The sequence below is a fragment of the Streptomyces sp. NPDC008092 genome (genome assembly GCF_042957285.1).
Taxonomy (GTDB): Bacteria; Actinomycetota; Actinomycetes; order Streptomycetales; family Streptomycetaceae; genus Streptomyces.
The window spans coordinates 62229-83529 of sequence record NZ_JBIBHY010000003.1 but is presented as its reverse complement, the minus strand read 5'-3'; the positions used below and the strand labels follow the sequence as shown (position 1 = coordinate 83529).

Sequence of the window (21301 nt, the reverse complement as noted above, 5' to 3'; positions counted from 1 at the left end):
ACGGCCCCCGGTTCCATGCCGCCCGGCCCCACTGCCCCCGATCGCATGCCACCCGGACAGCGCTTCGTGAACGGCTGGCCCGTCTCGCACTACGGCCCCGTCCCCCGTTTCCGCCCCGAACGCTGGAACCTGCGCGTCTTCGGTGCCACCGCCTCCGGCGAGACGCACGAGTGGACCTTCGACGACCTCGCCGGCCTCCCCCGCACCACCGTCGTCGCCGACCTGCACTGCGCGAGCGGCCCCACCTCCACCGGACACGAGTGGTACGGCATCCCCGCCGCCACCGTCCTGGACCTGGTGCCACCGGCGCCGGAGGTCACGCACGTGATGGCCTGGGCCGAGTACGGCTACTCCGCCAACCTGCGCCTCGCCGACCTCACCTCGCCGCAGACCCTGATGGCCACCCACCACAACGGCGAGCCCCTCACCGCCGAACACGGCTTCCCGCTCCGCCTGGTCGTCCCGCACCTCTTCACCTACAAGGGCCCCAAGTGGCTGCGCGGCATCGAGTACATGACCGCCGACCGGCGCGGGTTCTGGGAGGAACGCGGCTACCACAACCTCGCCGACCCCTGGAAGGGCCAGCGCTACTCCTACCAGGAGGAGGAGACCGACGGGCCGCACGACCCGGGCTCCTGATCACACCGGCGACCATCCGCCCGGCGCCCCTCCCTCAGCGGGCGGCCCGCCGCCAGGCGGCCTCGCGCAGCAGGCGGAGCCCGTTGAGGCCGACGACGACGGTGGAGCCCTCGTGGCCCGCCACGCCGAGCGGCAGGGGGAGGGTTCCGGCCAGGTCCCAGGCGACCAGGGCGGCGATGAACACTCCCGCGATCACCAGGTTCTGGACGACGAGGCCGCGTGCCCGCCGGGACAGCGAGACCACGGCCGGGACGGTGGCGAGTTCGTCGCGGACGACGACCGCGTCGGCGGTCTCCAGTGCCAGGTCCGAGCCCGCCCGGCCCATCGCGACGCCGACGTGGGCGGCGGCCAGCGCGGGCGCGTCGTTGACGCCGTCGCCGACGACCATCACCTTGCGGCCGGCCGCCTCCAGTTCCCGGACCGCCCGCACCTTGTGCTCGGGCAGCAGCCCGGCGCGCACGTCCTCGATGCCGACCTCGGCGGCCAGCAGGGCCGCGGCGCGCGGATTGTCGCCGGTCAGCAGGAGGGGGGCCGTTCCGGTCAGCGCCGTGAGGGCGGCGACGGTGGGCCTGGCGTCCGGGCGGAGGCGGTCGGCGATGCCCAGGACACCGACGGGCTTGCCGTCGGCCATGACCAGGACGGCGGTCCGGCCACCGTCCTCCAGCTCGGCGCAGAGGACCGACGCACGCGCCCAGCACGAGCCCGAGCCCGAGCCCGAGCCCGCGTCCGCGTCCGTGTCCGCGGCACCCACACCCACACCCACATCAACGCCGACGCCCGCACCCGCGCCCGCACTCGCGCCCGCACCGGCACGGGCACCCGCACCCGCACCCGCACCGACACCGGCGAGCAGCCGCGCAGGCGCCCCGACCGCGACCGCGCGCCCGTCCACGACGGCCCGGACGCCCACCCCGGGCGTCGAGTCGAAGCCCTCGGCCGCCGGCAGGGCAAGGCCCCTCTCCCGAGCCGCCGCCACCACGGCGCGGGCCAGCGGGTGTTCGCTGGCATGCTCGGCTGCGGCGGCCAGCGTGAGCAGCGCGGCCTCGTCCAGACCGGAGCCCGGCAGCGGCCGGACGTCGGTGACGCGCGGGGTGCCCTCGGTGAGCGTGCCGGTCTTGTCGAGGGCGACCGCGTCGACCTCTCCGAGCCGCTCCATGACCACCGCGGACTTGACCAGCACACCGTGCCGCCCCGCGTTGGCGATCGCCGACAGCAGCGGCGGCATGGTGGCGAGGACGACCGCGCACGGCGAGGCGACGATCATGAAGGTCATGGCCCGCAGCAGCGAGCCGGCCGGCGCGGCGCCGAACGCGAGCGGCACGAGGAAGACGGCGAGGGTCGCGGCCACCATGCCGAGCGAGTAGCGCTGTTCGACCTTCTCGATGAACAACTGGGTGGGCGCCTTGGTCTCCGAGGCCTCCTCGACCATCCGCACGATCCGGGCGATCACCGAGTCGGCGGCGACGCGCTCGACCCGGACCCGCAGCGCACCGGTGCCGTTGAGGGTCCCGGCGAACACCTCGTCGCCCGGCTCCTTGGCCACCGGCAGGGGTTCGCCGGTGATGGTCGCCTGGTCGACGTCGCCGGCCCCGTCCACCACGCGGCCGTCGGCCCCGATGCGCTCGCCGGGCCGCACCAGGACCGTGTCGCCGACGCGCAACTCCGCGACGGCCACGGCGGTCTCGGTGCCGTCGTCCCCGATCCGGGTGGCGGTGGCCGGAGCCAGGTCCAGCAGACCGCGCACCGAGTCGGCGGTGCGGGCGGTGGCCAGTGACTCCAGGGCGCCGGAGGTGGCGAAGATGACGATGAGCAGCGCGCCGTCCGTCGCCTGCCCGATCGCCGCGGCACCGAGCGCCGCGACGACCATCAGCAGGTCGACGTCGAGGGTCCTGTCCTTCAGCGCACGGAGCCCGGCCCAGCCCGGTTCCCAGCCGCCGGCCGCGTAGGCCAGCGCGTACAGCGGGCCCCAGGTCCAGGCCGGGGCGCCGGTCAGCCGGAGGGGCAGCGCCACCAGGAACAGCACGAGGGCGACCGCCGCCCACCGCGCCTCGGGCAGCGCGAGGACCCGGGTACGGCGCCGGGGCACCGCGGCCGCGCGCGCGTCGGCGGTCCGGCCGGCCGGAGCCGGCGGTGTGACGAGGGTGGAGGTCATCGGGCAGGGTCCTTCACGAGGGCATGCGCCAGGGCATGTACGAGGGCATGCGCCAGGGCATGACGGGTCCGCGGGCGACCGGGATCCCGGCGCCGCACCTCCACCGTACAGGACCACATGAAGACTCATTCATACGTTCATGGATGGTTCTCCGTAGGATGAAGCCCATGGGTCATGGAGCTGACGGGCGGGCCACCGGCACCGCCACCGCACGAGAGCGCCTGGAAGCCGTCGGCGCCGCCGATGTGGCGGCCACGCTCCAGGCGCTGGCCACCCCGTCCCGGCTGCGCATCCTGGCCCGCCTCCAGGAGGGTCCGTGCGCGGCGACGGAACTGGCCGACGCCGTCGGCATGGAGCAGTCCGCCTGTTCCCACCAGCTACGGCTGCTGCGCAACCTCGGCCTGGTCACCACCGAGCGCCGGGGCCGCTCGGTCATCTACGCCCTCTACGACAACCACGTCGCCGAACTCCTGGAGCAGGCCCTCTACCACGTCGAGCACCTGCGCCTCGGCCTGCGCGACACCCCGGCCGACGCGCACACTCCTGACACGGCACACACCCCTGCCGGGGCGCACACCGCGGCCGGGGTGAACTGAAGGACCGTTCCCCGTAGGCCGGTTCAGCGGATGCGGGCCACCCCGGAGTAGATACCGCTGCCCTCCGGCTCCGGCGCCGGGGAGCCGGCGAACCACTCCGTGGCCGTGACCAGGCCGGGGCGGACCAGGTCCAGGCCGTCGAAGAAGCGCTCCACCTCGGGGCGGGTGCGGAAGGCGAGCTTGATGCCGCCCCTGGCGTACTCGGCGACGACCTGTTCGACGAGGTCCGGGTACAGGTCGGACGCGGCGTGCGACAGGATCAGGTAGCTGCCCGACGGCAGGGTGTCGACCAGGTCCCGGACGATGCCGTGGGCGCCCTGCTCGTCGCTTATGAAGTGCATCAGGGCGATCAGGGAGAGCGCGACCGGGCGGTCGAAGTCCAGGACGTGCCGGGCGTGCCGGACGATCGCCTCCGGGTCGCGCACGTCGGCCTGGATGTAGTCGGTCGCTCCCTCGGGGCGGCTGATCAGCAGCGCCTCGGCGTGCCGCAGGACGATCGGGTCGTTGTCGGTGTAGACGACCTTGGCCGACGGCACGACGTTCTGGACGATCTGGTGGAGGTTCGGCTCGGTGGGGATTCCGGTGCCGATGTCCAGGAACTGGTCGATGCCCTGCTCGGCGAGCCACGCCGCCGCCCGGTGCATGAACTGACGGTTCTGCCGGGCGGCGTCCCGCGCCTCGGGCGGCAGCTTCTCCCCGACCGCCTCGTCGACCGGGTAGTTGTCCTTGCCACCGAGCAGCCAGTCGTAGACCCGCGCGGGGTGTGCCTTGCTGGTGTCTATCGGCAGGGACGGCTGTGGGTCGGTCGTCATGGCAACTCCATCGCGCCGGGGGAGGACGGTGAGAGACCGGGGTCGTGGTGATCGTACTCGGGGATCTCATCTGCCTTGGGCGCGGGCCGACTTGGGCACACGGGGCGACCGGGACCCGTCAGAGGGTGAGCAGTTCCTCGTGGAAGCCGCCGAACTGCCGCTCCGGGGTGAGGAGATGGATCTCCAGGATCCAGTGGCAGGTGCGGCCGGCCTTGTCCGTGCGGCGCAGCGGGGTGTCGTTGCCGGGCGTGATGTACGACTCGACGTCCGCGCCGTCGATCGTCTCGTGCGGGAACTCGCCCACCAGGTGCCCGGCGTGCCAGCCGCCCAGCTCCCAGCCCGCGTCCCGGGCGAGCCGCTCGACCTCCGCGTACAGCCGCGCGCCCGTGATCCCGGCGTCGGCCTCGAAGAACCGCCGGCCGGCGGCGAAGACCCGGGGGAGGTCGGCGCGGAGCCGGTGCTTGACCGGGTCGTCGCCGAGGACGAAGGTACGGCCGAAGTCGGCCTCGTACTCCTCGAAGATCGGCCCGAAGTCGGCGAAGACGATGTCGTCCGCGGCGATCACCCGGTCCGGCGGGTTCTCCCGGTACGGCAGCACGGTGTTCGGCCCGGAGCGCACGATCCGCTTGTGCCAGTGCCGGGTCGTGCCGAACAGCTCGTTCGCCAGGTCGCGGATCCGGTCGCTGACCGCCCGCTCCCCCTCGCCGGGCGCGACGAGCCCGCGCTTCTCGATCTCCGCGAACAGCCGTACGGCCTTGTCCTGGGCTTCGAGCAGGCGCGCCGCGCGCGTGGGTTCGTCATCCGCCATGGGCCGAACCTAGTCAGCCCAGGTCGCCCCCGGCAACGGGGTTCCGCAGGGCCGCGGCCAGCCGCAGGCTCTCCGCGACGGCGTGCGGGATGTCGGTGACCGGGAACAGCGCATGGCGTACGGTCCGTTCGGCGTCGACGACCAGGATCAGCCGCTTGTGCCGCAGCCGGCCGGCGCCGCGGAAGACCGGCAGGCGCAGGGCCGCGGCCAGCTGGTGGGCGGCGTCGGAGAGGAGCGGGTACGGGAGCCGCTCGGCACGGGCGAACTCCTGCTGTTCGTGCGGGAGCTGGGTGCTGACGCCGCGTACGTCGACGCCCGCGCGGCGGAAGCCGGGCCAGGCGTCCCGGAAGAGCCGGTTCTCCAGGGTGCAGCCGGCGGCTCCGGGGATCGGGCCCCATTCGACGCCGGTGCCGGGGTAGGCGAACAGCACGGTGGCGGGGGCGTGGGGCGACACGACGGGGAGGCCGGCCCCGTCGGCTCCGTGCTCGGTCCCCACGGTCGCGGGCAGTTCGAGGCCCTCCGGCAGGCGGGTGCCCGGCAGGGCGTGGACGCGGGCGTGTTCGGCGCCGTCGGCGTCCGCCGTCGCGGTCAGCGTGCCGTCGCCGAGGGCCCACCGGTCGCCCCAGTCCTGCATGGCGACGAGCACCGGGAGCAGTGCCGTGCCGGCGTCGGTGAGCAGGTACTCGTAGCGCACCGGGCGCCGCTGGTACAGGGCGCGCCGCAGGACGCCCTGGGCGACCAGCCCGCCGAGCCGCTCGGTGAGCACCTTCCGGGACAGGCCGATCTCGGCGGCCAGGGCGTCGAACCGGACGTGCCCACGGGCGACCTCGCGCAGCACCAGCACGTTCCACCAGTCGCCCAGGACCAGCGCGGCCCGGGCCACGCCACACGTCTCGTCGGCGTTGTGCATCCTCATGCGCCCATAGTAAGTTCCCTTTCGGGACTCACTTTGTTTCTGACTGAAACTTACTGCCCGTCGGTGCGAAGAACCGCGGGCCCTGCGTGAGGAGTTGCACCGTGACCGCCATCAGCCGCGTCGTCGCACGGGAGATCATCGACAGCCGGGGCAACCCCACCGTCGAGGTGGACGTGGAACTCAGGGACGGCTCGCTCGGCCGCGCGGCCGTCCCGTCCGGGGCCTCCACCGGAGCGAGGGAGGCCGTGGAACTCCGCGACGGCGACCCGGCCCGCTTCCACGGCAAGGGTGTGCTGCGCGCCGTCGACGCCGTCAACGAGAGCGTCGCGGACGCCGTCGTCGGCCTCGACGCCGAGGACCAGGCGGCTGTCGACCGTACGATGATCGAGCTGGACGGCACCGACACCAAGTCCCGGCTCGGCGCCAACGCCCTGCTCGGCGTCTCCCTGGCCACCGCCAAGGCCGCGGCCGCCGCCCACCGCCTCCCGCTGTACCGGTACGTCGGCGGGGTCGACGCACGGCTGCTGCCGGTCCCGATGATGAACATCGTCAACGGCGGCGCCCATGCCGACAACCCGCTCGACTTCCAGGAGTTCATGATCGCTCCGGTCGGCGCGGCGACCTTCGCCGAGGCCGTCCGGATGGGCTCGGAGGTCTTCCACACCCTGCGCGACAGCCTGCTCGCCGCCGGCCACAGCGTGAACGTCGGCGACGAGGGCGGCTTCGCCCCCGACCTGCGCACCGCCGAGGAAGCCCTGGACTTCGTCGTACAGGCCATCGAGCGGACCGGCTACAAGCCGGGTACCGACATCACCCTCGTCATGGACCCGGCCAGCTCGGAGTTCTTCCGCGACGGGGTGTACGACTACACCGGCGAGGGCGTCCGCCGCACCCCGGCCGAGCACGCCGGGTACCTGGCCGCGCTGGTCGACCGCTACCCGGTCGCCTCGATCGAGGACCCGATGGCCGAGGACGACCACGACGGCTGGCGCGACCTGACCGCCCGGCTCGGCGACCGCTGCCAGCTCACCGGCGACGACGTCTTCTGCACCAACGAGACCCTGCTGCGGGCCGGCATCCGCGACGGCATCGCCAACTCGGTCCTGGTGAAGGTCAACCAGATCGGCACCCTCACCGAGACGCTGGCCACCGTCACCACCGCCCACCGCGCCGGCTACACGGTCGTCATGTCCCACCGCTCCGGCGAGACCGAGGACACCACCATCGCCGACCTCGCCGTCGCCACCGGCTGCGGCCAGATCAAGACCGGCTCCCTGTCCCGCGCCGACCGCACCGCCAAGTACAACCAACTCGTCCGAATCGAACAGGACCTGGGCCCCCAGGCTCGCTACGCGGGCACCGAGGCGCTGGGGCTGCGCCGCTGAATAGGGGGGACATGGGGCAAGGGAGGCAGGGGGGGCAAGGGGGCAGAGGGAACAGGCGGGCCTGTCTGCCGGGCAGGGGCAGGGAGTCGGGGGCACGCGGTCGAGATCAGGCAGTCGGGATCAGGCAGTCGGGATCAGGCGGCTGGCGTCAGACGATCGGCTCAAGCGATCAACATCAAGCGATCGGCTCAAGTAGCCAGCGTCAGACGACCGGCGTCAAGCAGTCAGCTTCAGGCGATCGGGATCAGGCAGTCAGCGTCAGGGAGTCGGCGTCACGCGACCGGGATCAGGCAGTCGGCGTCGGTGGGGTGCTCCGGAGTGGCAGCAGGCTGAAGGCCCTCGCGGCCGCCGCGTCCCGATTGCAGTCGCGGTCCCTGCTGTCCCGGTCTCCGTAGCGTTCCCCACTGCCCCGGTCTCCGGCGCGTTCCCCACTGTCCCGGTCGCGGTAGCGTTCCTCGCCGCCCCGGTCGCGGTAGCGTTCCTCGCCGCCCCGGTCGCCGTGACGTTCCTCGCCGCTCCCGGCCGCATAGCGTTCCCCGCTGTCCCCGCCCCCGGCACGTCCCCCGCCGCCCCCGTCCCCGTCCCGGTTCGTGCCATGGGCCGCCTCGGTGGCGGTCCACCAGTCGGCGCCGTCCTCCAGGTAGCGCAGCAGGATGCCCTCGCGCAGGGCCCAGGGGCAGATCGCGAGGCTCTTCACGCCGCTCAGTTTCATCGCGGTGTGGCCGACGACCGCGCCCGCCAGGCTCTGCCGGGCCCGGGGGGCGGAGATGCCGGGCAGGCCGGAGCGCTCGGGCACCGGCAGGGCGGCCAGCCGGTCGATCGCGCGGCGCAGGTCGCCCCGGCGCAGCAGCCGCTCGGCGAACGGGCCGTTGCGTCCCGGGGCCGCGCCGCACAGCCGGGCCAGCTGCTGGAAGGTGCGGGAGGTGGCGACGACGGTGTGCGGGTGCTCCCAGCGGATGCGGGCGGTGGCGTCGCGCAGCTGATGGCGGGCCCGGCGGCGCAGGACGCGCAGTTCGTCCGCCGTCGGCGGGCCGTCGTGGCCGAGGAACTCGTTGGTCAGCCGGCCCGCCCCGAGCGGCAGGGAGACCGCGAACTCCGGCATCCGCCCCCGCCCGAAGGCCACTTCGAAAGTGCCGCCCCCGATGTCGAAGACGGCCAGGGGCCCGGCCCGCCAGCCCATCCAGCGCCGGACGCCGAGAAAGGTGAGCTCGGCCTCCACCTCGCCGGGCAGCACGCACAGCCGTACCCCGGTGTCCTCGGCCACGGCCCGCAGGACGGCCGCGCGGTCGGGTGCGTTGCGGACCACGGCGGTGGCGAACGCCAGGGGTTCCGGGGCGCCCCACCGACGGGCGGTCTCGACGGCCTTGCGGAGCGCCTTGACCAGCTGCTCGGTGGCCTCCGCCCCGAAGCGCCCGTCGGCTCCCACCTGTTCGGACAGGCGGAGCTTCCACTTCGCGGTGTGCACCGGCAGCGGCACCCCGCCCGTCGCATCGGTCACCACCAGCCGGACCGTGTTCGACCCCGCGTCCACCAGGCCTACTCTCATGGGCTTCACGTACCCAAAGCAGCCGGGGTGATGCGGTACGTGGGCGGCTGTGTGCGCCGGGGAGTGCGCAGGTGTGTGCACAGGCGGGTGCCCGGGCGGATGCGTGATGGGTGCGCGGCACGGAGGGGAGTGCCTGCCTGACGGGCCCGCCGCGCCCGACCGGCTACCTTGTGGAGTCGATGTCAGGACGAAGACTGACAGAACATCACTTTCCAGACAGTTAGGCGGCCCGTCATGAGCCTGAGCATCCGCAACCAGATCCCCGGCACCGTCACCGCCGTCACCCCGGGCGAGGTGATGGCGACTGTGAAGGTCCGTCTCGACGGCGGCCAGGAGCTGACCGCCGCGATCACCCTGGAGGCGGTCCGGGAGCTGGGGCTCGCCGAGGGTTCGGCCGTACGCGCGATGGTGAAGTCCACCGAGGTCGCGCTCGCCACCGGCCGGGTGCCCGGCGTGTCCATCCGCAACCAGCTGCCCGGCACGGTCAGCGACGTGGCCACCGGCGGGGCGATGGCCACGGTCAAGGTCGCCGTGGCCGGAGGGCAGGACCTCACCGCGGCGATCACCAGGGACGCGGTCGGCGATCTCGGCCTGACCGCCGGTGCGCCGGTCGTGGCGCTGATCAAGGCGACCGAGGTGTCCCTCGCGACCGTGTGAGCCCGGCCGGTCAGAACAGTCCGTTGGAGTGCGGGAGTTCGGCCGGGACCGGGGCGATGACGTCCCAGTGCTCGACGATCCTGCCGTCGGCCACCCGGAACAGGTCCCAGTAGGCGACCGGGACGCCGAACTCGCCCTCGGACTGGAGCAGGACCAGGTCTCCCTCGGCGACCACCTGGTGGACCGTTTTGTAGACGAGGTTCTTGCCCTGCTCCGCCCACTTGGCGGCCGCCGCGCCGAAGCCGTCCAGGCCGTCGGCGGCCTCCGGGTTGTGCTGGCGGTAGGTGTCGGTGGAGATGTAGTCGGTCAGCACCGAGTAGTCGGCGCCGACGAGCACCTTCTGGGCGAACTCGGCCACCAGCGCGCGGTTGGCCTCCGTCCGGTCCAGGTCCGACGGCGCGGCCGGGCCGTCCGTCTGGGAGCGGCCCGAGGCGGTGTCCGTGACCACCGGCGTCAGCGCGTCCCAGTGCTCGGCCAGCCGGCCGTCCGCGTCGACCCGGAACAGGTCGAACGCGACCAGGGGTGCGGGACCGAAGCCGTGGTACGTGCCGTGCAGCGCCACCAGGTCACCGTCGGCGATCACCCGCGCGCCCTCGTAACGGAACTCCTCCGGCAGGCCGGCCACCAGAGCGCGCAGCGCCTCCGGGCCGTCCGCCGCCAGGCTGCTGTGCTGACGGTAGTCAGCGGCCACCCAGCGGTCCACCGCACCCGGGTCACGGTCCCCGAACAACTCGCCGGCCGCCTTGAGAACGATGTCCTTGCTGCTCATAACCATGTCTCCGATCTGGGAATTCGCACCGGCATCCGTCCGCCGGTGCGTCCCCCACTCTCCCGTCGGGCCCGGTCCCGCGCACGGTAGAGTCGGGCATGGTCATGGTCGAAACGGGACAACCTCCGGTGCCGCTGGTGCTCGAACGCGGGTATCGCAACCCCACCAGGCCGGGACTCGGTCTGGAGCTGCTGCCCTTCGCAGACCTGCGCCGCCGGCTGCCCGGCGACGAGTACCGGCGGGTCCACCGGCCCGACTTCCACCACCTCACCCTGGTCCGCGGCGGCCACGGCACCGCCATGGTCGACTTCGTCGACCGCCCCTGCCGGCCGGGCACCCTGCTGCACATCCGCCCCGGCCAGGTGCAGCGCCTGCCCACGGCGGCCGACGGCACCCCCGCGAGCCTCGACGCCACCCTGGTCCTGTTCACCCCGGACTTCCCGCCCCGGCTCCCGGCGACCGCCCGCGTCACCGACGACCCGTTCGGCCCGGCCGCCTGGCAGCTCGGCGCCGCCGACCACGACCGCCTCGGCCGCGCGTTCGCCGAACTGGCGGAGGAGTACGGCGCGTACACCGCGGACGGCGAGGACTCCGAGATCAGCAGGGAGCTGCTCCGCCAGCTCCTCGCCGGCGTGCTGCTCCGCATGGCCCGCCTGCCCGGCGGGCCCCACGGCAACGACGGGGCCAACGAGTCCGACCGGTCCGACCGGCCCGACTGGTCCGACGACGGGTCGTCCCAGGCGTCGGCGGCCGCGCAGGAGCCGTACCGCCTCTTCCAGCACGAGCTGGAGCGGTCCTTCACCACCCTGCGGCAGGCCCACGACTACGCGGCCCGGCTCGGCTACTCCCTCAAGACCCTCAACCGCGCGTGCCGGCGCGCCACCGGTCACACCGCCAAGCAGCTCGTCGACGCCCGGGTCACCCTGGAGGCCAAGCGGCTGCTGGCCCACACCGACCTGCCCGTCGCCGCCATCAGCCACCGGCTCGGCTTCACCGAGCCGACCAACTTCAGCAAGTTCTTCACCCGCGAGGCGGGTGGTACACCGGGGGCCTTCCGCGCCGACCAGCGCTAGACGGTGCCGGGCGGCGGCAGGCGGCGCCAGGGGGCGCTCCGCCGAAACGGCCGTGACGGGTCGCCGGTCACTTCTCGCCGTGCTGGCGGCGGATCCTTGTGGCCACCTCGTTGTCCTCCGTCTCCCACCAGGGGCGGACCCGGTCGGCGACGGGGGCGGGTGCGGGTGCGGGTGCAGCGGCGGCCGGTGCGGTTACCGCCGGGACCACGGCGAGCTGCTCGTCCAGCCGGCGGTCGAGGGCCGCCGTCTGGACGCGCTCCGCCCGCGCCCACTGGAAGAGGAGCACCAGCAGGAACGGCACGGCGACCAGCTCGGCGATGCTCAGCATCGCGCCGCCGCCGATCTGCTGGTCGTACCGGACGTCGGGAGCCCAGGACGGATGGTGGTGCAGGTACCACGCGCCGGCGATCAGCGTGCCGTGCGTCATCACGACGACCCCGGGGATCGCGTCGATCACGCCGTCCAGGAAGACCAGGGCCGCCCGCACCGGATGGGTGCACCAGGCCGGCAGGGTCTCCTCGCGGGTCAGGACCGGTACGACGAAGAGGCAGCCCGCCACCAGCAGGTGCAGGTACATCAGCTCGTGCAGCCAGCCCACGCGCAGCGCGGTGGCGAAGTACGGGGTGAAGTAGACCGTCAGCTCGGTGGCGAGGACGAGAGCCGTGCTGACCAGCGGAAAGGTCAGGACGCGGACCACCCGCCCGGTCATCGCGCGGCGGACCCTCGCCGCCGCGCCCTCCGGCAGCGCCTCCACCGCCAGCCGCAGCGGGTCGCCGAGGGCCAGGCCGAGCGGGGCCAGGAGGTCGAGCAGGATGTTCTGCACGGCCGCGGGCCAGAACAGCACGTGGTCGTAGACGGCCAGGCCGGACATCGTCGCCACGACCAGCGCGCCCAGGCCAAGCACCACGAAGGCCGCGGACCGCGCCGGCGACCAGGACCCGCCCCCGGCGCGCACGCGTCGCACGCCCCAGCCGTACAGCCCGCCCAGGGCCACGACCAGCAGCAGCGCCGGCACGTCCGGCTGCCACGACGTCAGCAGCCGGCCCACGGTCAGCTCGGCCATCCGGCTCACCCTCCTTCGATCGGGGACGAAACGGGTCAGGTCAGGTCCACTGCGCGACGCTATACCCGTCCTGCTCCGCCGCCGCACCGGGGCTCGTGCAGAATCGGCGGGGTCACCGGGCGGTGCTCGGAACGGTTGTCGAGGGTGGGGGATTCATGTTCGGAAAGCGGCTCATAGCGAGCGGAACCATCGCGATTCTGATCGGCGTGCTCGGCGCGTGCTCCGGGGGCGGGGACGGGGACGGAGTCGACAACGGCATCACCTACGGGCAGGACGGCACGGGCACCGGATCCGGGACCGGGACCGGCTCGGGCTCGAACTCCGGCTCCGGCTCCGGCTCCGGCTCCGGCGGCACCGCGTCCGCCCAGGACGACACCGTCCACGGCCTGAAGGACAGCGTCCGGCACATCACCGCGAAGACCACCCGGACCACCCGCCCCCGCCTGGTCAGGAAGTGCACCACCGCCACCCACCGGGTCCGGCACACCTCCAGCAGCGGGACCGGCAGCAGACGCACCACCCGTACCTGGTACACGACCGAGCGGTACCGGTCCTGCACCAAGGTCCGCAGCGGCACCGAGACCTACCGGAAGACCGTCCGCACCGAGAAGTGGTGCGTGGAGCTGGACGACGTGAACGGCGACAGGCAGAAGGACGATGTCTGGTACCGGGTCAGCCGCTCGGTCTACGGCGACGCCCTCGCCGCGGACGACCACGCCCGGCTGGCGTTCTCCCCGGTCGCGGGCGGCTGCTGAGCCGGCCGTCCCCGCGTCACAGTTCTGTGCCGGGCCAAGGTGATCCTTGTTCACTTTCGTCCGGCCGTGCCTAAAGTGATCAACGCGGTTCGCGGATCCTGACCATTTTCGTTGCCGCACAGGGGACGCAGAGATCACGGGGGCTTTTTCATCATGGGGGAACGATCCGTCACGCGATCCGTCGCGCCTCGGCGGCTGCCGACGCGGCCGACGAGGCCGGCCGCCGCGCTGCTGGCCGCCGCCGGGGTCGTGGCCGGGGTGCTGGTCGGCAGGCCGGGACTGGAGTCGGTGGCGGGGTGCGGGACGTCGGGGGACCTGTATCCGTCGCAGACCGCGAAGGACTGGGTGTCGTACGCCGACCACGTCGTCGTCGCCCGTCCGACCGGGGAGCGGGAGACCAACCGGCGGACCTACGGCACGGGGGCCGTGGCCTACGCGACGGACCGGCTGGTGAGCTTCCGGACCGACAGCACGCTGTGGTCGCGGGCCGCGCCCCGGCACGCCCTCGGCGCCACGTTCGACGTGGTGGCCCCCGGCTGGGAGGTCTACCGGTCCTCCGGCACCCGCGTCGCCGAGATGGCGACCGACGCGCCCCGCCTCCAGGTCGGCCACACCTATCTGCTCGCCCTGCGCCGGCACGCGGGCGGCTGGGCGGTGCTCGGCGAGGGCGGGAGCGTGCCCTTCGACGACCACACCGGCGACCAGGGCGAGTGGTGCGGGCGCGTGCTGAGCAAGGAGGACGTCGCCGAGGGCGAGCGCTTCTCCCGGCACGACGACCACAGCCTGGAGAAGGCGCTGCTGGGGCAGGACGAGCAGGCCGTCAAGCGAGCTCTGGACCGAGCGGCCCGCGGCTGAACCCCGCCCCCCGTCTCCTCACCTCGGATCACCTCGGATCACCTCAGATCACATCCGGCCACGTCCGACGGCATCCGGCCACGCCCGGCCGTGCCAGCCGGCGGGGCGTGTACGACCGCCCCCCGTCCGCCCCCGTCTTGCCCGGCCGAGGGTGTCCTGGCCGAACTCGCCCTGCCCGCCCGCCTCCTGAGCGGCGCGGGCGCCTTGCGCCCCTCGTCCCGCCTGACCCTCCAGTACACAGGCCCCCACACCTCCCCCACTGAAATGGCATGAACAGTTCACCTGTTCTCCATGTTCGACGCGTTGGTGCGCAAGGAACCGGCCATTGACTCTCGGTCGCGGCACCCCGATTCGGAGCCGCGTGGGGAGTCATCGCTTCGTATAGGGGGGGCACCGTGGTGTCCGCGCTCAAGGGTTCCGCCGGGGCGGAATCCGAAAGACCCGTGCCCAGGCAGCTGTCGGCCGCCCGGGGGCTCGGGGACCGGATCTTCCGGGTCCAGTTGACGGCCTCCGGCGTCATCGTCCTCGCCATTATGGCTGCCGTAGGGCTGTTCCTGCTGCTCCGGGCCGGACAGGCGCTGCGCACCAGAGGGGTCTGGGACTTCCTCACCACCGCCGAATGGCAGCCGGACGTCCACCGCTTCGGCATCGCGGCCGTGCTCACCGGCACCCTGCTGATCGCCACCGTGGCCGTCACGATCAGCGTGCCGCTGGCCCTCGGGACCGCCCTGTTCATCTCGGACATCGCGCCCCGCTCGCTGCGCCGCACGCTGGTCTCCATGGTCGACCTGATGGCCGCCGTGCCGTCCGTGGTCTACGGCCTGTGGGGCCTCTTCTTCCTCCAGCAGCACGTGATCGGGCTGTCCCGGTGGCTGTCGGACTGGTTCGGGTGGATCCCCTTCCTGCACGTCGACGGCACCCAGCCGGGCGAGCCGCTCGCCTCGCAGAGCGTCTACACCGCCTCCACCTTCGTGGCCGGCATCGTCGTGGCCCTGATGGTCGCGCCGATCCAGTGCTCGGTGATGCGCGAGGTGTTCGCCCAGGCACCGGCCGGTGAACGGGAGGGCGCCTACGCGCTCGGCGCCACCCGCTGGGGCATGATCCGCGCGGTCGTGCTGCCGTACGGCATGGGCGGGATCATCGGCGGCACGATGCTGGGCCTGGGCCGGGCGCTCGGCGAGACCATCGCGGTCTACCTGATCATCTCCCCGGTCTTCACCATCCAGCCGCACATCCTGCAGACCGGCTCGAACTCCGTCTCCTCCCTCATCGCCCTGCACTACGGCGATGCCTCGACCTTCGGCATGTCGGCGCTGATGGCGGCGGGCCTGGCGCTGTTCCTGCTCACCCTGGCGGTCAACTTCACCGCCTCCTCGATCGTGGCGCGGTCACGGTCCGGCGCACAGAGCGAGGCGTGACGATGACCGTCGTGGACCTTGAGAAGGGCGCTCCCCAGGACGCCCCGCAGGACGCCCCGCAAGACGCCCCCGTGAGCCCTGCCGCGAGGACCTCCCTCGCCGCGGACCCCGTCGCGCTCAGCGACGTGCCGCGCCGGATCGGCGGGTTCACCCGCTCCGGTGTGCTTTCGGTGTTCGGCGCCGCCGCCTCCGGGCTGTGCGTCGCCGTCCTCCTCTTCGGCGAACTCGCCCCGTTCTCCGGCGCACTGGGGTTCTTCGTCACCGCCTACCTGTCTTTCCTAGGTATCTACGCGGTGTTGACAGGGCTTGAGGAGGACGGGCAGGCGGTCCGGGACCGGGTGATGACCGTCGTCCTGTGGTCGGCGGGCGGGCTGATGTTCGCCGCGCTCACCATGGTCGTGGGCTTCACCGCGTGGCGCGGCCGGGAGGCCCTGCCGCACGCCAACTTCTTCACCCAGGACATGCAGGCGGCGGGCCCGCTCGACCCGCTGAGCGACGGCGGCATCGCGCACGCCATGCTCGGCACGCTCATCATGATCGCCATCGCGCTGGCGATCACGGTCCCGCTGGGCCTGGCCTGCGCGGTGTACCTCAACCAGATCCCCGGCCGCTTCTCCCGGTTCGTGCGCACGATCGTCGAGGCGATGACCGCGCTGCCGTCCATCGTGGCCGGCCTGATGGTCTACGCCGTCTGGATCCTCAACCTCGGCATGCAGAAGTCGGGTCTGGCGGCGGGCTTCGCGATCAGCGTGATGATGCTGCCGATCGTGATCCGCGCGGCGGACGTCGTGCTGCGCCTGGTCCCCGGCACCCTCACGGAGGCGTCCGAGGCGCTCGGCGCCCCGCGCTGGCGGACGGTGTGGCACGTGGTCCTGCCGACGGCCCGCTCGGGCCTCGCCACCGCCGTCATCCTGGGCACCGCCCGCGGTATCGGCGAGACCTCCCCGGTGCTGCTCACGGCGGGCTTCACGGCAGCGCTCAACGGCGACCCGACGAGCGGCCCGATGGTCTCCCTCCCGCTGGCCGTCTTCAACTTCGTCAAGTCCCCCGAGCCCACGATGATCGCGCGCGGCTTCGGCGCGGCGGCGGTCCTGATGGCGCTCGTCCTGGTCCTCTTCGTCATCGCCCGCGTGATCGGCGGCCGCGGCCCCGGCCACCAGAACAAGCGCCAGGCGCGGCGAGCGGCGCGGGCGTCCCGCCGGGACACCACGAGATTCGCCGAACTCCACACGCCGGGGCTGGAGCTGTTCGAGACCGGTTCCTCCGAGACCGACGGCGAGACCGAGCGCCCCGAAGGGGGCGCGGGGCTGCATCAATCAGCGGCTGCGCCGCGGAGCGCGCCCAGCCCCGACGCACCAGCGGCCGACAACGTCGAGCAGTCCCCCGAAGACAACGCACCCGCGGCCGCCGACGGCGATCCCGCCCCACAGGGGCCACCCGCACCTGACAACGAAACTCGCACGGGTGGTGCGGGTGGGAACACAGACCCCGCTACAGGAGACAGTCACTGATGTCCAGCCAAGTCATCAACGCCCTCCGACGGCTGGGCATCCTGGCCGCACTGATAGGCATCCTCGGCACCCTCGCCGGCACCCCGGCCGTCGCCGACAGCTACACCCCCATCGCCGGCGCCGGCTCCACCTGGGCCGAGAACGCCGTCGACCAGTGGCGGCGCGACGTCAACAAGAACGGCATGCGGATCAGCTACGCCGGCACCGGTTCCTCGGACGGCCGCCGCCAGTTCCTGTCCGGCACCGTCGACTTCGCCGTCTCCGACATCCCGTTCCAGACGAACCCCACCGACGGCAGTGCGGCCGAGCGCCCCGCGAAGGGCTCGTACGCCTACATGCCGATCGTCGCCGGCGGCACGGTGTTCATGTACCACCTCACCGTCAACGGCAAGAAGGTCACCAACCTCCGCCTCTCCGGCGACGTGGTCACCAAGATCTTCACCGGGGTCATCAAGAGCTGGGACGACCCGGCGGTCAAGGCCGACAACCCGGGGCTGCAGCTCCCGCACCGCACCATCGTCCCCGTCGTCCGCTCCGACGGCTCGGGCTCCACGGCCCAGTTCACGATGTGGATGGCGAACCAGCACAAGTCGCTGTGGAACGCCTACTGCGCCAAGGTCGGCCGCTCGGGATCGTGCGGGCAGACGTCGTACTACCCGACCGTCACCGGCATGATCGCCCAGTCCGGTGACCTCGGCGTCGCCGGTTACGTCGCCCAGAACTACGGCGAGGGCGCCATCGGGTACGTCAACTACTCGTACGCGCTCAACGCGCACTACCCGGTCGCCAAGGTCCTGAACCACGCGGGCTACTACACCGAGCCCACCCCGCAGAACGTGGCGGTCTCGCTCCTCAAGGCGAAGATCAACACCAACAAGAACTCGGCGGACTACCTCACCCAGCAGCTCGACGGCGTCTACAACGACACCGACAAGCGCAACTACCCGCTGTCCAGCTACTCGTACATGATCCTGCCGCTGAAGGTGCAGGGCACCTTCACCGAGGCCAAGGGCAAGACGCTCGGCGCGTTCTCGTACTACTTCATGTGCCAGGGCCAGCAGCAGGCGCCGAACCTCGGCTACTCGCCGCTCCCGATCAACCTCGTCCAGGCCGGCTTCGACCAGATCCGCCGGATCCCGGGCGTGCAGGCGCAGAACATCAACATCAAGAACTGCAACAACCCGACCTTCACGGCCAACGGCGAGAACCGGCTCGCGCAGACCGCGCCCTACCCGGCCGCCTGTGACAAGAAGGGCGCCGCGCCCTGCACCAGCGGCAGCGGCGGCGCCACCACCAACTCCGGCAACGGCAGCGGCGGTTCCTCCGGCGGCTCGACCGGTTCCACCGGCACCACCACCAGCGGCGGCTCGACCGGCGGCGACGGCACCGGCTCGGCCGGCGGCAACAGCGCCCAGCCCTCCGTCGACCCGGACACCGGCCAGACCATCTCCCCCGGCGGCGCCACGGGTACCGCCTCCGGCGGCTCCGGCGCGGGCGCCGACGGCACGGTGGCCCTCGCCCAGCCGGTCGCCGTGGCCACCGCGCACGGCTGGACCGGCACCCAGACGCTGATGCTGCTGGCCGCGGTCCTGGTCTTCGGTCTGCTCCTGCTGCCCTCGGTGGTCTCCCGCCTGGTCGGCAGCCGGGCCAACGGCAACGCCAACGGCAACAGCCGCCCGGACGACGGGAGTTCGCGATGAGACGCACCCGGATACGCAACGCGCTGATACGCCTGCTCGCCGGTGCCACGGTCGGCGCCCTCGCCGGACTCGCGGTCGCCCAGACCGCCCCGACGGCGGCGGCGGCCACCGGCTCCGCGGTGACCGTCTCCGGGCGCGGCGAGTTCAAGGACATGAAGTTCACGGTCTCCCAGACCAAGGACCTCACCAGCCAGGCCGTCACGGTGAGCTGGACCGGCGGTACCCCGACCACGTTCGCGGGCACGCAGTTCAACACCGACTTCGTGCAGATCATGCAGTGCTGGGGCGACGACGACGGCACGGTCCCGTCCAACCCGGGCCCGTCGCGCACCCAGTGCCAGTACGGCGCGTCCCCGACCACCAACCGCACCAGCTGGCCGGGCAACGGCCAGGACGACACCCGGCAGATCTTCTACAGCGCCGACCCCACCAACTACGGCCAGGACAACCGGTACGGCGCCGCCAACCCGAACGCCCCGGGCGAGGTCCCCTTCAAGTCGGTGGACGGCACCACGATCACCACCAACACCCAGAACAACGCGCTGTTCAACTACAACACCACCAACGAGATCGACTTCGGCCGCACCGGCACCAACGGCACCGGCAAGGAGTTCTTCGAGGTCCAGACCGCCAACGAGGCACCCCACCTCGGCTGCGGCGTCCCCGTCACCACCGACGGCGTCACCAGGCCCCGCTCCTGCTGGCTGGTGATCGTCCCGCAGGGCCATCTGGACATGGACGGCAAGCCGTACGCGGACCAGAGCCAGGTCAACGCGGGCTCCCCGGTCTCCTCGACCAACTGGCAGAACCGGATCGCGGTCAAGCTGGACTTCAACAGCGTCGGCAGCAACTGCGCCCTCGGCGCCGACGAACGCCCCACCACCGGCAGCGAGCTGGCGGCGGACGCGATGACCAGCTGGCAGGCCCAGCTGTGCTCGGACGGCAAGGTCTACGGCTACACCGAGCTGGGTGAGCCGGACACCCGGTCCCGGCTGACCTCGGACGCCTCCTCCACCGGTCTGGCCTTCACCACCCGGAAGCTGGGCGCGGACGCGGGCACCACGGCGCCGTCGGGGACGACGACGTACGCGCCGGTCGCACTGTCCGGAGCCGTCATCGGGTTCACGATCGAGCGCAGACCCAAGTCCGGAGCACCGGACAGCGTCAGGAAACTCGCCGGTACCAAGGTCGAGTCCATCAAGCTCAACGCCCGCCTGGTCGCCAAGCTGCTCACCGAGTCGTACCGCAACTCCGCCTGGGGTGCGGTCATCAGCGGGACGGCGGCCAAGGGGTACGGCTGGGCGAAGAACAACCCGGCCGGTATCGCCTCCGACCCCGAGTTCATCGCGCTGAACCCGGAGTTCGAGTACCTGTCGGTCGCCGAGACGCCGGCCACCGACACCGACCTGATCACGTCGCTGGGCCACTCGGACACCGCCCGCGCGATCTGGCAGTGGATCCTCGCCGACAAGGACGCCCGGCTGTTCCTCGCCGGTGTCCCGGACGACGACGGCATGCAGGTCAACCCGTACTACAGCACCAACAAGGACCGGAACCCGACCGGTATCGCCTTCGACCCGTCGAACTCTGACGACTACCCGAAGAGCGACCCGTGGTGCACGGTGCCGCCCGGCTCGGACGCCCCGTCCACGGCCACCCAGTGCATGACCGACTTCCACCCCTACGTGGACGACATGCACTCCGGCGCCCTGCACACCCGGCGCGCGGACACCCTCTGGAAGTCCAGCTGGGACGCGCTGTCCAGCCCGCAGGCGTACAAGAGCCCGGGCCCGCAGACGGTCGGCTCGCGCTTCATCATCACGATCACGGACGCGGCCTCCGCCGCCCGGTACGGCCTGCAGACCGCGGAGCTGAAGAACACCGCCGGCAAGTACGTGGCCCCGAGCACGGCCAGCCTGACCGCGGCCGCCGCGACCGCCACCGGTTCCGGCGTCGCCGAGGTCACCCCGGCCAACGCCACCGCGAAGGGCGCCTACCCGCTCGCCGAGCTGGTGTACGCGGCGGTCCGGCCCGGCGAGGAGAGCAAGGCGGCCCGCCAGGACTACTCGGCCCTGCTGCGCTACGCCTCCGGCACCGGCCAGACCCCGGGCGCCGACCCGGGCAAGCTGCCCGAGGGCTACGCCCCGCTCTCCTCGAAGCTGCGCGCGCAGACCGTGAAGGCGGCGGACGCGCTGCTCACCTACACCGGACCGACCTCCACCGGCAGCGGCTCGGCCGACGGCGGCGGCACCGACACCAGCGGCGGTGCCCCCTCCGGCACCGACGGCGTCGACGGCGGCACCACCGGCGGCGCCGGCACGGGCACGCCGGCCGACGGCTCCAGCACCTCGCCCAGCGCCAAGCCGTCCTTCGACGGCGGCAAGGCGCTGGAGACCACCGCGGCCGGCAACACTCCCGCCGACCCGGCGAATCCGCTGCGGTACGCCGTTCCGGCGGGGGCCGCGCTCGGCGCCGTCGCCGGCGTGGGCGCGCCCTTCGCCGGTGGCCGTCAGCTGTCGATCGCCTCCGTGACGACGGCAGTGCGTCGGCTGCGGGTGCGTCGTGGCTGGCCGCGCAGTTCCCCGCGCCCCTGACGGGGCGCCCCACAGACGGCCGCCCGCCCCGAAAGGCAGTCGGGGCGGACGG

17 protein-coding genes and 1 pseudogene are annotated in these 21301 nt (G+C 72.6%); 11 read left to right on the top strand and 7 right to left on the bottom strand.

The window, feature by feature from the left end:
- Positions 1-15: 15 nt before the first annotated feature.
- Positions 16-639, top strand: a complete 624-nt coding sequence (locus tag ACFZB3_RS09530) for a molybdopterin-dependent oxidoreductase (protein WP_391373993.1) — start codon at positions 16-18, stop codon at positions 637-639.
- Positions 640-673: 34 nt separating this feature from the next.
- Here ACFZB3_RS09530 and ACFZB3_RS09525 read toward each other — a convergent pair whose 3' ends face one another.
- Positions 674-2791: a heavy metal translocating P-type ATPase gene (locus ACFZB3_RS09525; protein WP_391372331.1), complete on the bottom strand. Its 2118-nt coding sequence runs from the start codon at positions 2789-2791 to the stop codon at positions 674-676.
- Positions 2792-2958: 167 nt separating this feature from the next.
- Here ACFZB3_RS09525 and ACFZB3_RS09520 point away from each other — a divergent pair, with 167 nt between their 5' ends.
- Entirely contained in the window at positions 2959-3387 is a 429-nt protein-coding gene (locus ACFZB3_RS09520; protein WP_391372328.1) for a metalloregulator ArsR/SmtB family transcription factor, read from the top strand.
- Positions 3388-3410: 23 nt separating this feature from the next.
- Here the strand turns inward: ACFZB3_RS09520 and ACFZB3_RS09515 are convergent, their stop codons facing one another.
- The 3 genes from ACFZB3_RS09515 to ACFZB3_RS09505 all read right to left on the bottom strand — a co-directional run bounded on the left by ACFZB3_RS09515 (position 3411) and on the right by ACFZB3_RS09505 (position 5923).
- A complete protein-coding gene (locus tag ACFZB3_RS09515; protein WP_391372325.1) occupies positions 3411-4199 on the bottom strand; it encodes an SAM-dependent methyltransferase in 789 nt (262 codons plus the stop codon).
- A 118-nt stretch (positions 4200-4317) separates the two neighbouring features.
- Complete coding sequence (locus ACFZB3_RS09510; RefSeq protein WP_391372323.1) at positions 4318-5007, bottom strand: M24 family metallopeptidase; 690 nt, start codon at positions 5005-5007, stop codon at positions 4318-4320.
- 13 nt (positions 5008-5020) lie between these two features.
- On the bottom strand, positions 5021-5923 hold the full coding sequence (locus ACFZB3_RS09505) for a winged helix-turn-helix transcriptional regulator (protein ID WP_391372320.1): 903 nt from the start codon (positions 5921-5923) through the stop codon (positions 5021-5023).
- Positions 5924-6024: 101 nt separating this feature from the next.
- Between ACFZB3_RS09505 and eno the strand changes: the two genes are divergently transcribed.
- Complete coding sequence (gene eno, locus ACFZB3_RS09500; RefSeq protein WP_391372317.1) at positions 6025-7308, top strand: phosphopyruvate hydratase; 1284 nt, start codon at positions 6025-6027, stop codon at positions 7306-7308.
- A gap of 616 nt (positions 7309-7924) precedes the next feature.
- Here eno and ACFZB3_RS09495 read toward each other — a convergent pair.
- A pseudogene (locus ACFZB3_RS09495) lies at positions 7925-8854 on the bottom strand (Ppx/GppA family phosphatase); the annotation flags it as partial.
- A gap of 234 nt (positions 8855-9088) precedes the next feature.
- Between ACFZB3_RS09495 and ACFZB3_RS09490 the strand changes: the two are divergent.
- Positions 9089-9511, top strand: coding sequence for a TOBE domain-containing protein (locus ACFZB3_RS09490; RefSeq protein ID WP_391372315.1), 423 nt, complete (start codon positions 9089-9091; stop codon positions 9509-9511).
- Between the two features lie 10 nt (positions 9512-9521).
- On the opposite strand, the gene ACFZB3_RS09485 is transcribed toward ACFZB3_RS09490, so the two are convergent.
- Positions 9522-10280, bottom strand: a complete 759-nt coding sequence (locus ACFZB3_RS09485; RefSeq protein WP_391372312.1) for a nuclear transport factor 2 family protein — start codon at positions 10278-10280, stop codon at positions 9522-9524.
- 98 nt (positions 10281-10378) lie between these two features.
- Here ACFZB3_RS09485 and ACFZB3_RS09480 point away from each other — a divergent pair, with 98 nt between their 5' ends.
- Positions 10379-11353 carry a helix-turn-helix domain-containing protein gene (locus ACFZB3_RS09480; RefSeq protein ID WP_391372309.1) on the top strand — a complete coding sequence of 325 codons (975 nt, stop codon included), beginning with the start codon at positions 10379-10381 and terminating at the stop codon, positions 11351-11353.
- A gap of 67 nt (positions 11354-11420) precedes the next feature.
- On the opposite strand, the gene ACFZB3_RS09475 is transcribed toward ACFZB3_RS09480, so the two are convergent.
- Positions 11421-12416, bottom strand: coding sequence for a cytochrome c oxidase assembly protein (locus tag ACFZB3_RS09475; RefSeq protein ID WP_391372306.1), 996 nt, complete (start codon positions 12414-12416; stop codon positions 11421-11423).
- Positions 12417-12571: 155 nt separating this feature from the next.
- Here ACFZB3_RS09475 and ACFZB3_RS09470 point away from each other — a divergent pair, with 155 nt between their 5' ends.
- From ACFZB3_RS09470 to ACFZB3_RS09445, 6 genes are all read left to right on the top strand, one after another.
- Entirely contained in the window at positions 12572-13171 is a 600-nt protein-coding gene (locus ACFZB3_RS09470; RefSeq protein WP_391372303.1) for a hypothetical protein, read from the top strand.
- A gap of 153 nt (positions 13172-13324) precedes the next feature.
- Positions 13325-14026, top strand: a complete 702-nt coding sequence (locus ACFZB3_RS09465) for a hypothetical protein (protein WP_391372300.1) — start codon at positions 13325-13327, stop codon at positions 14024-14026.
- A 443-nt stretch (positions 14027-14469) separates the two neighbouring features.
- A complete protein-coding gene (pstC, locus tag ACFZB3_RS09460; RefSeq protein WP_391372297.1) occupies positions 14470-15444 on the top strand; it encodes a phosphate ABC transporter permease subunit PstC in 975 nt (324 codons plus the stop codon).
- Positions 15445-15446: 2 nt separating this feature from the next.
- Positions 15447-16955, top strand: a complete 1509-nt coding sequence (pstA, locus tag ACFZB3_RS09455) for a phosphate ABC transporter permease PstA (protein ID WP_391373990.1) — start codon at positions 15447-15449, stop codon at positions 16953-16955.
- Complete coding sequence (gene pstS, locus ACFZB3_RS09450) at positions 16955-18655, top strand: phosphate ABC transporter substrate-binding protein PstS (RefSeq protein WP_391372294.1); 1701 nt, start codon at positions 16955-16957, stop codon at positions 18653-18655. The genes pstA and pstS overlap by 1 nt, the downstream gene beginning before the upstream one ends.
- Positions 18652-21249, top strand: coding sequence for a hypothetical protein (locus ACFZB3_RS09445; protein ID WP_391372291.1), 2598 nt, complete (start codon positions 18652-18654; stop codon positions 21247-21249). The genes pstS and ACFZB3_RS09445 overlap by 4 nt, the downstream gene beginning before the upstream one ends.
- Positions 21250-21301: the final 52 nt, after the last annotated feature.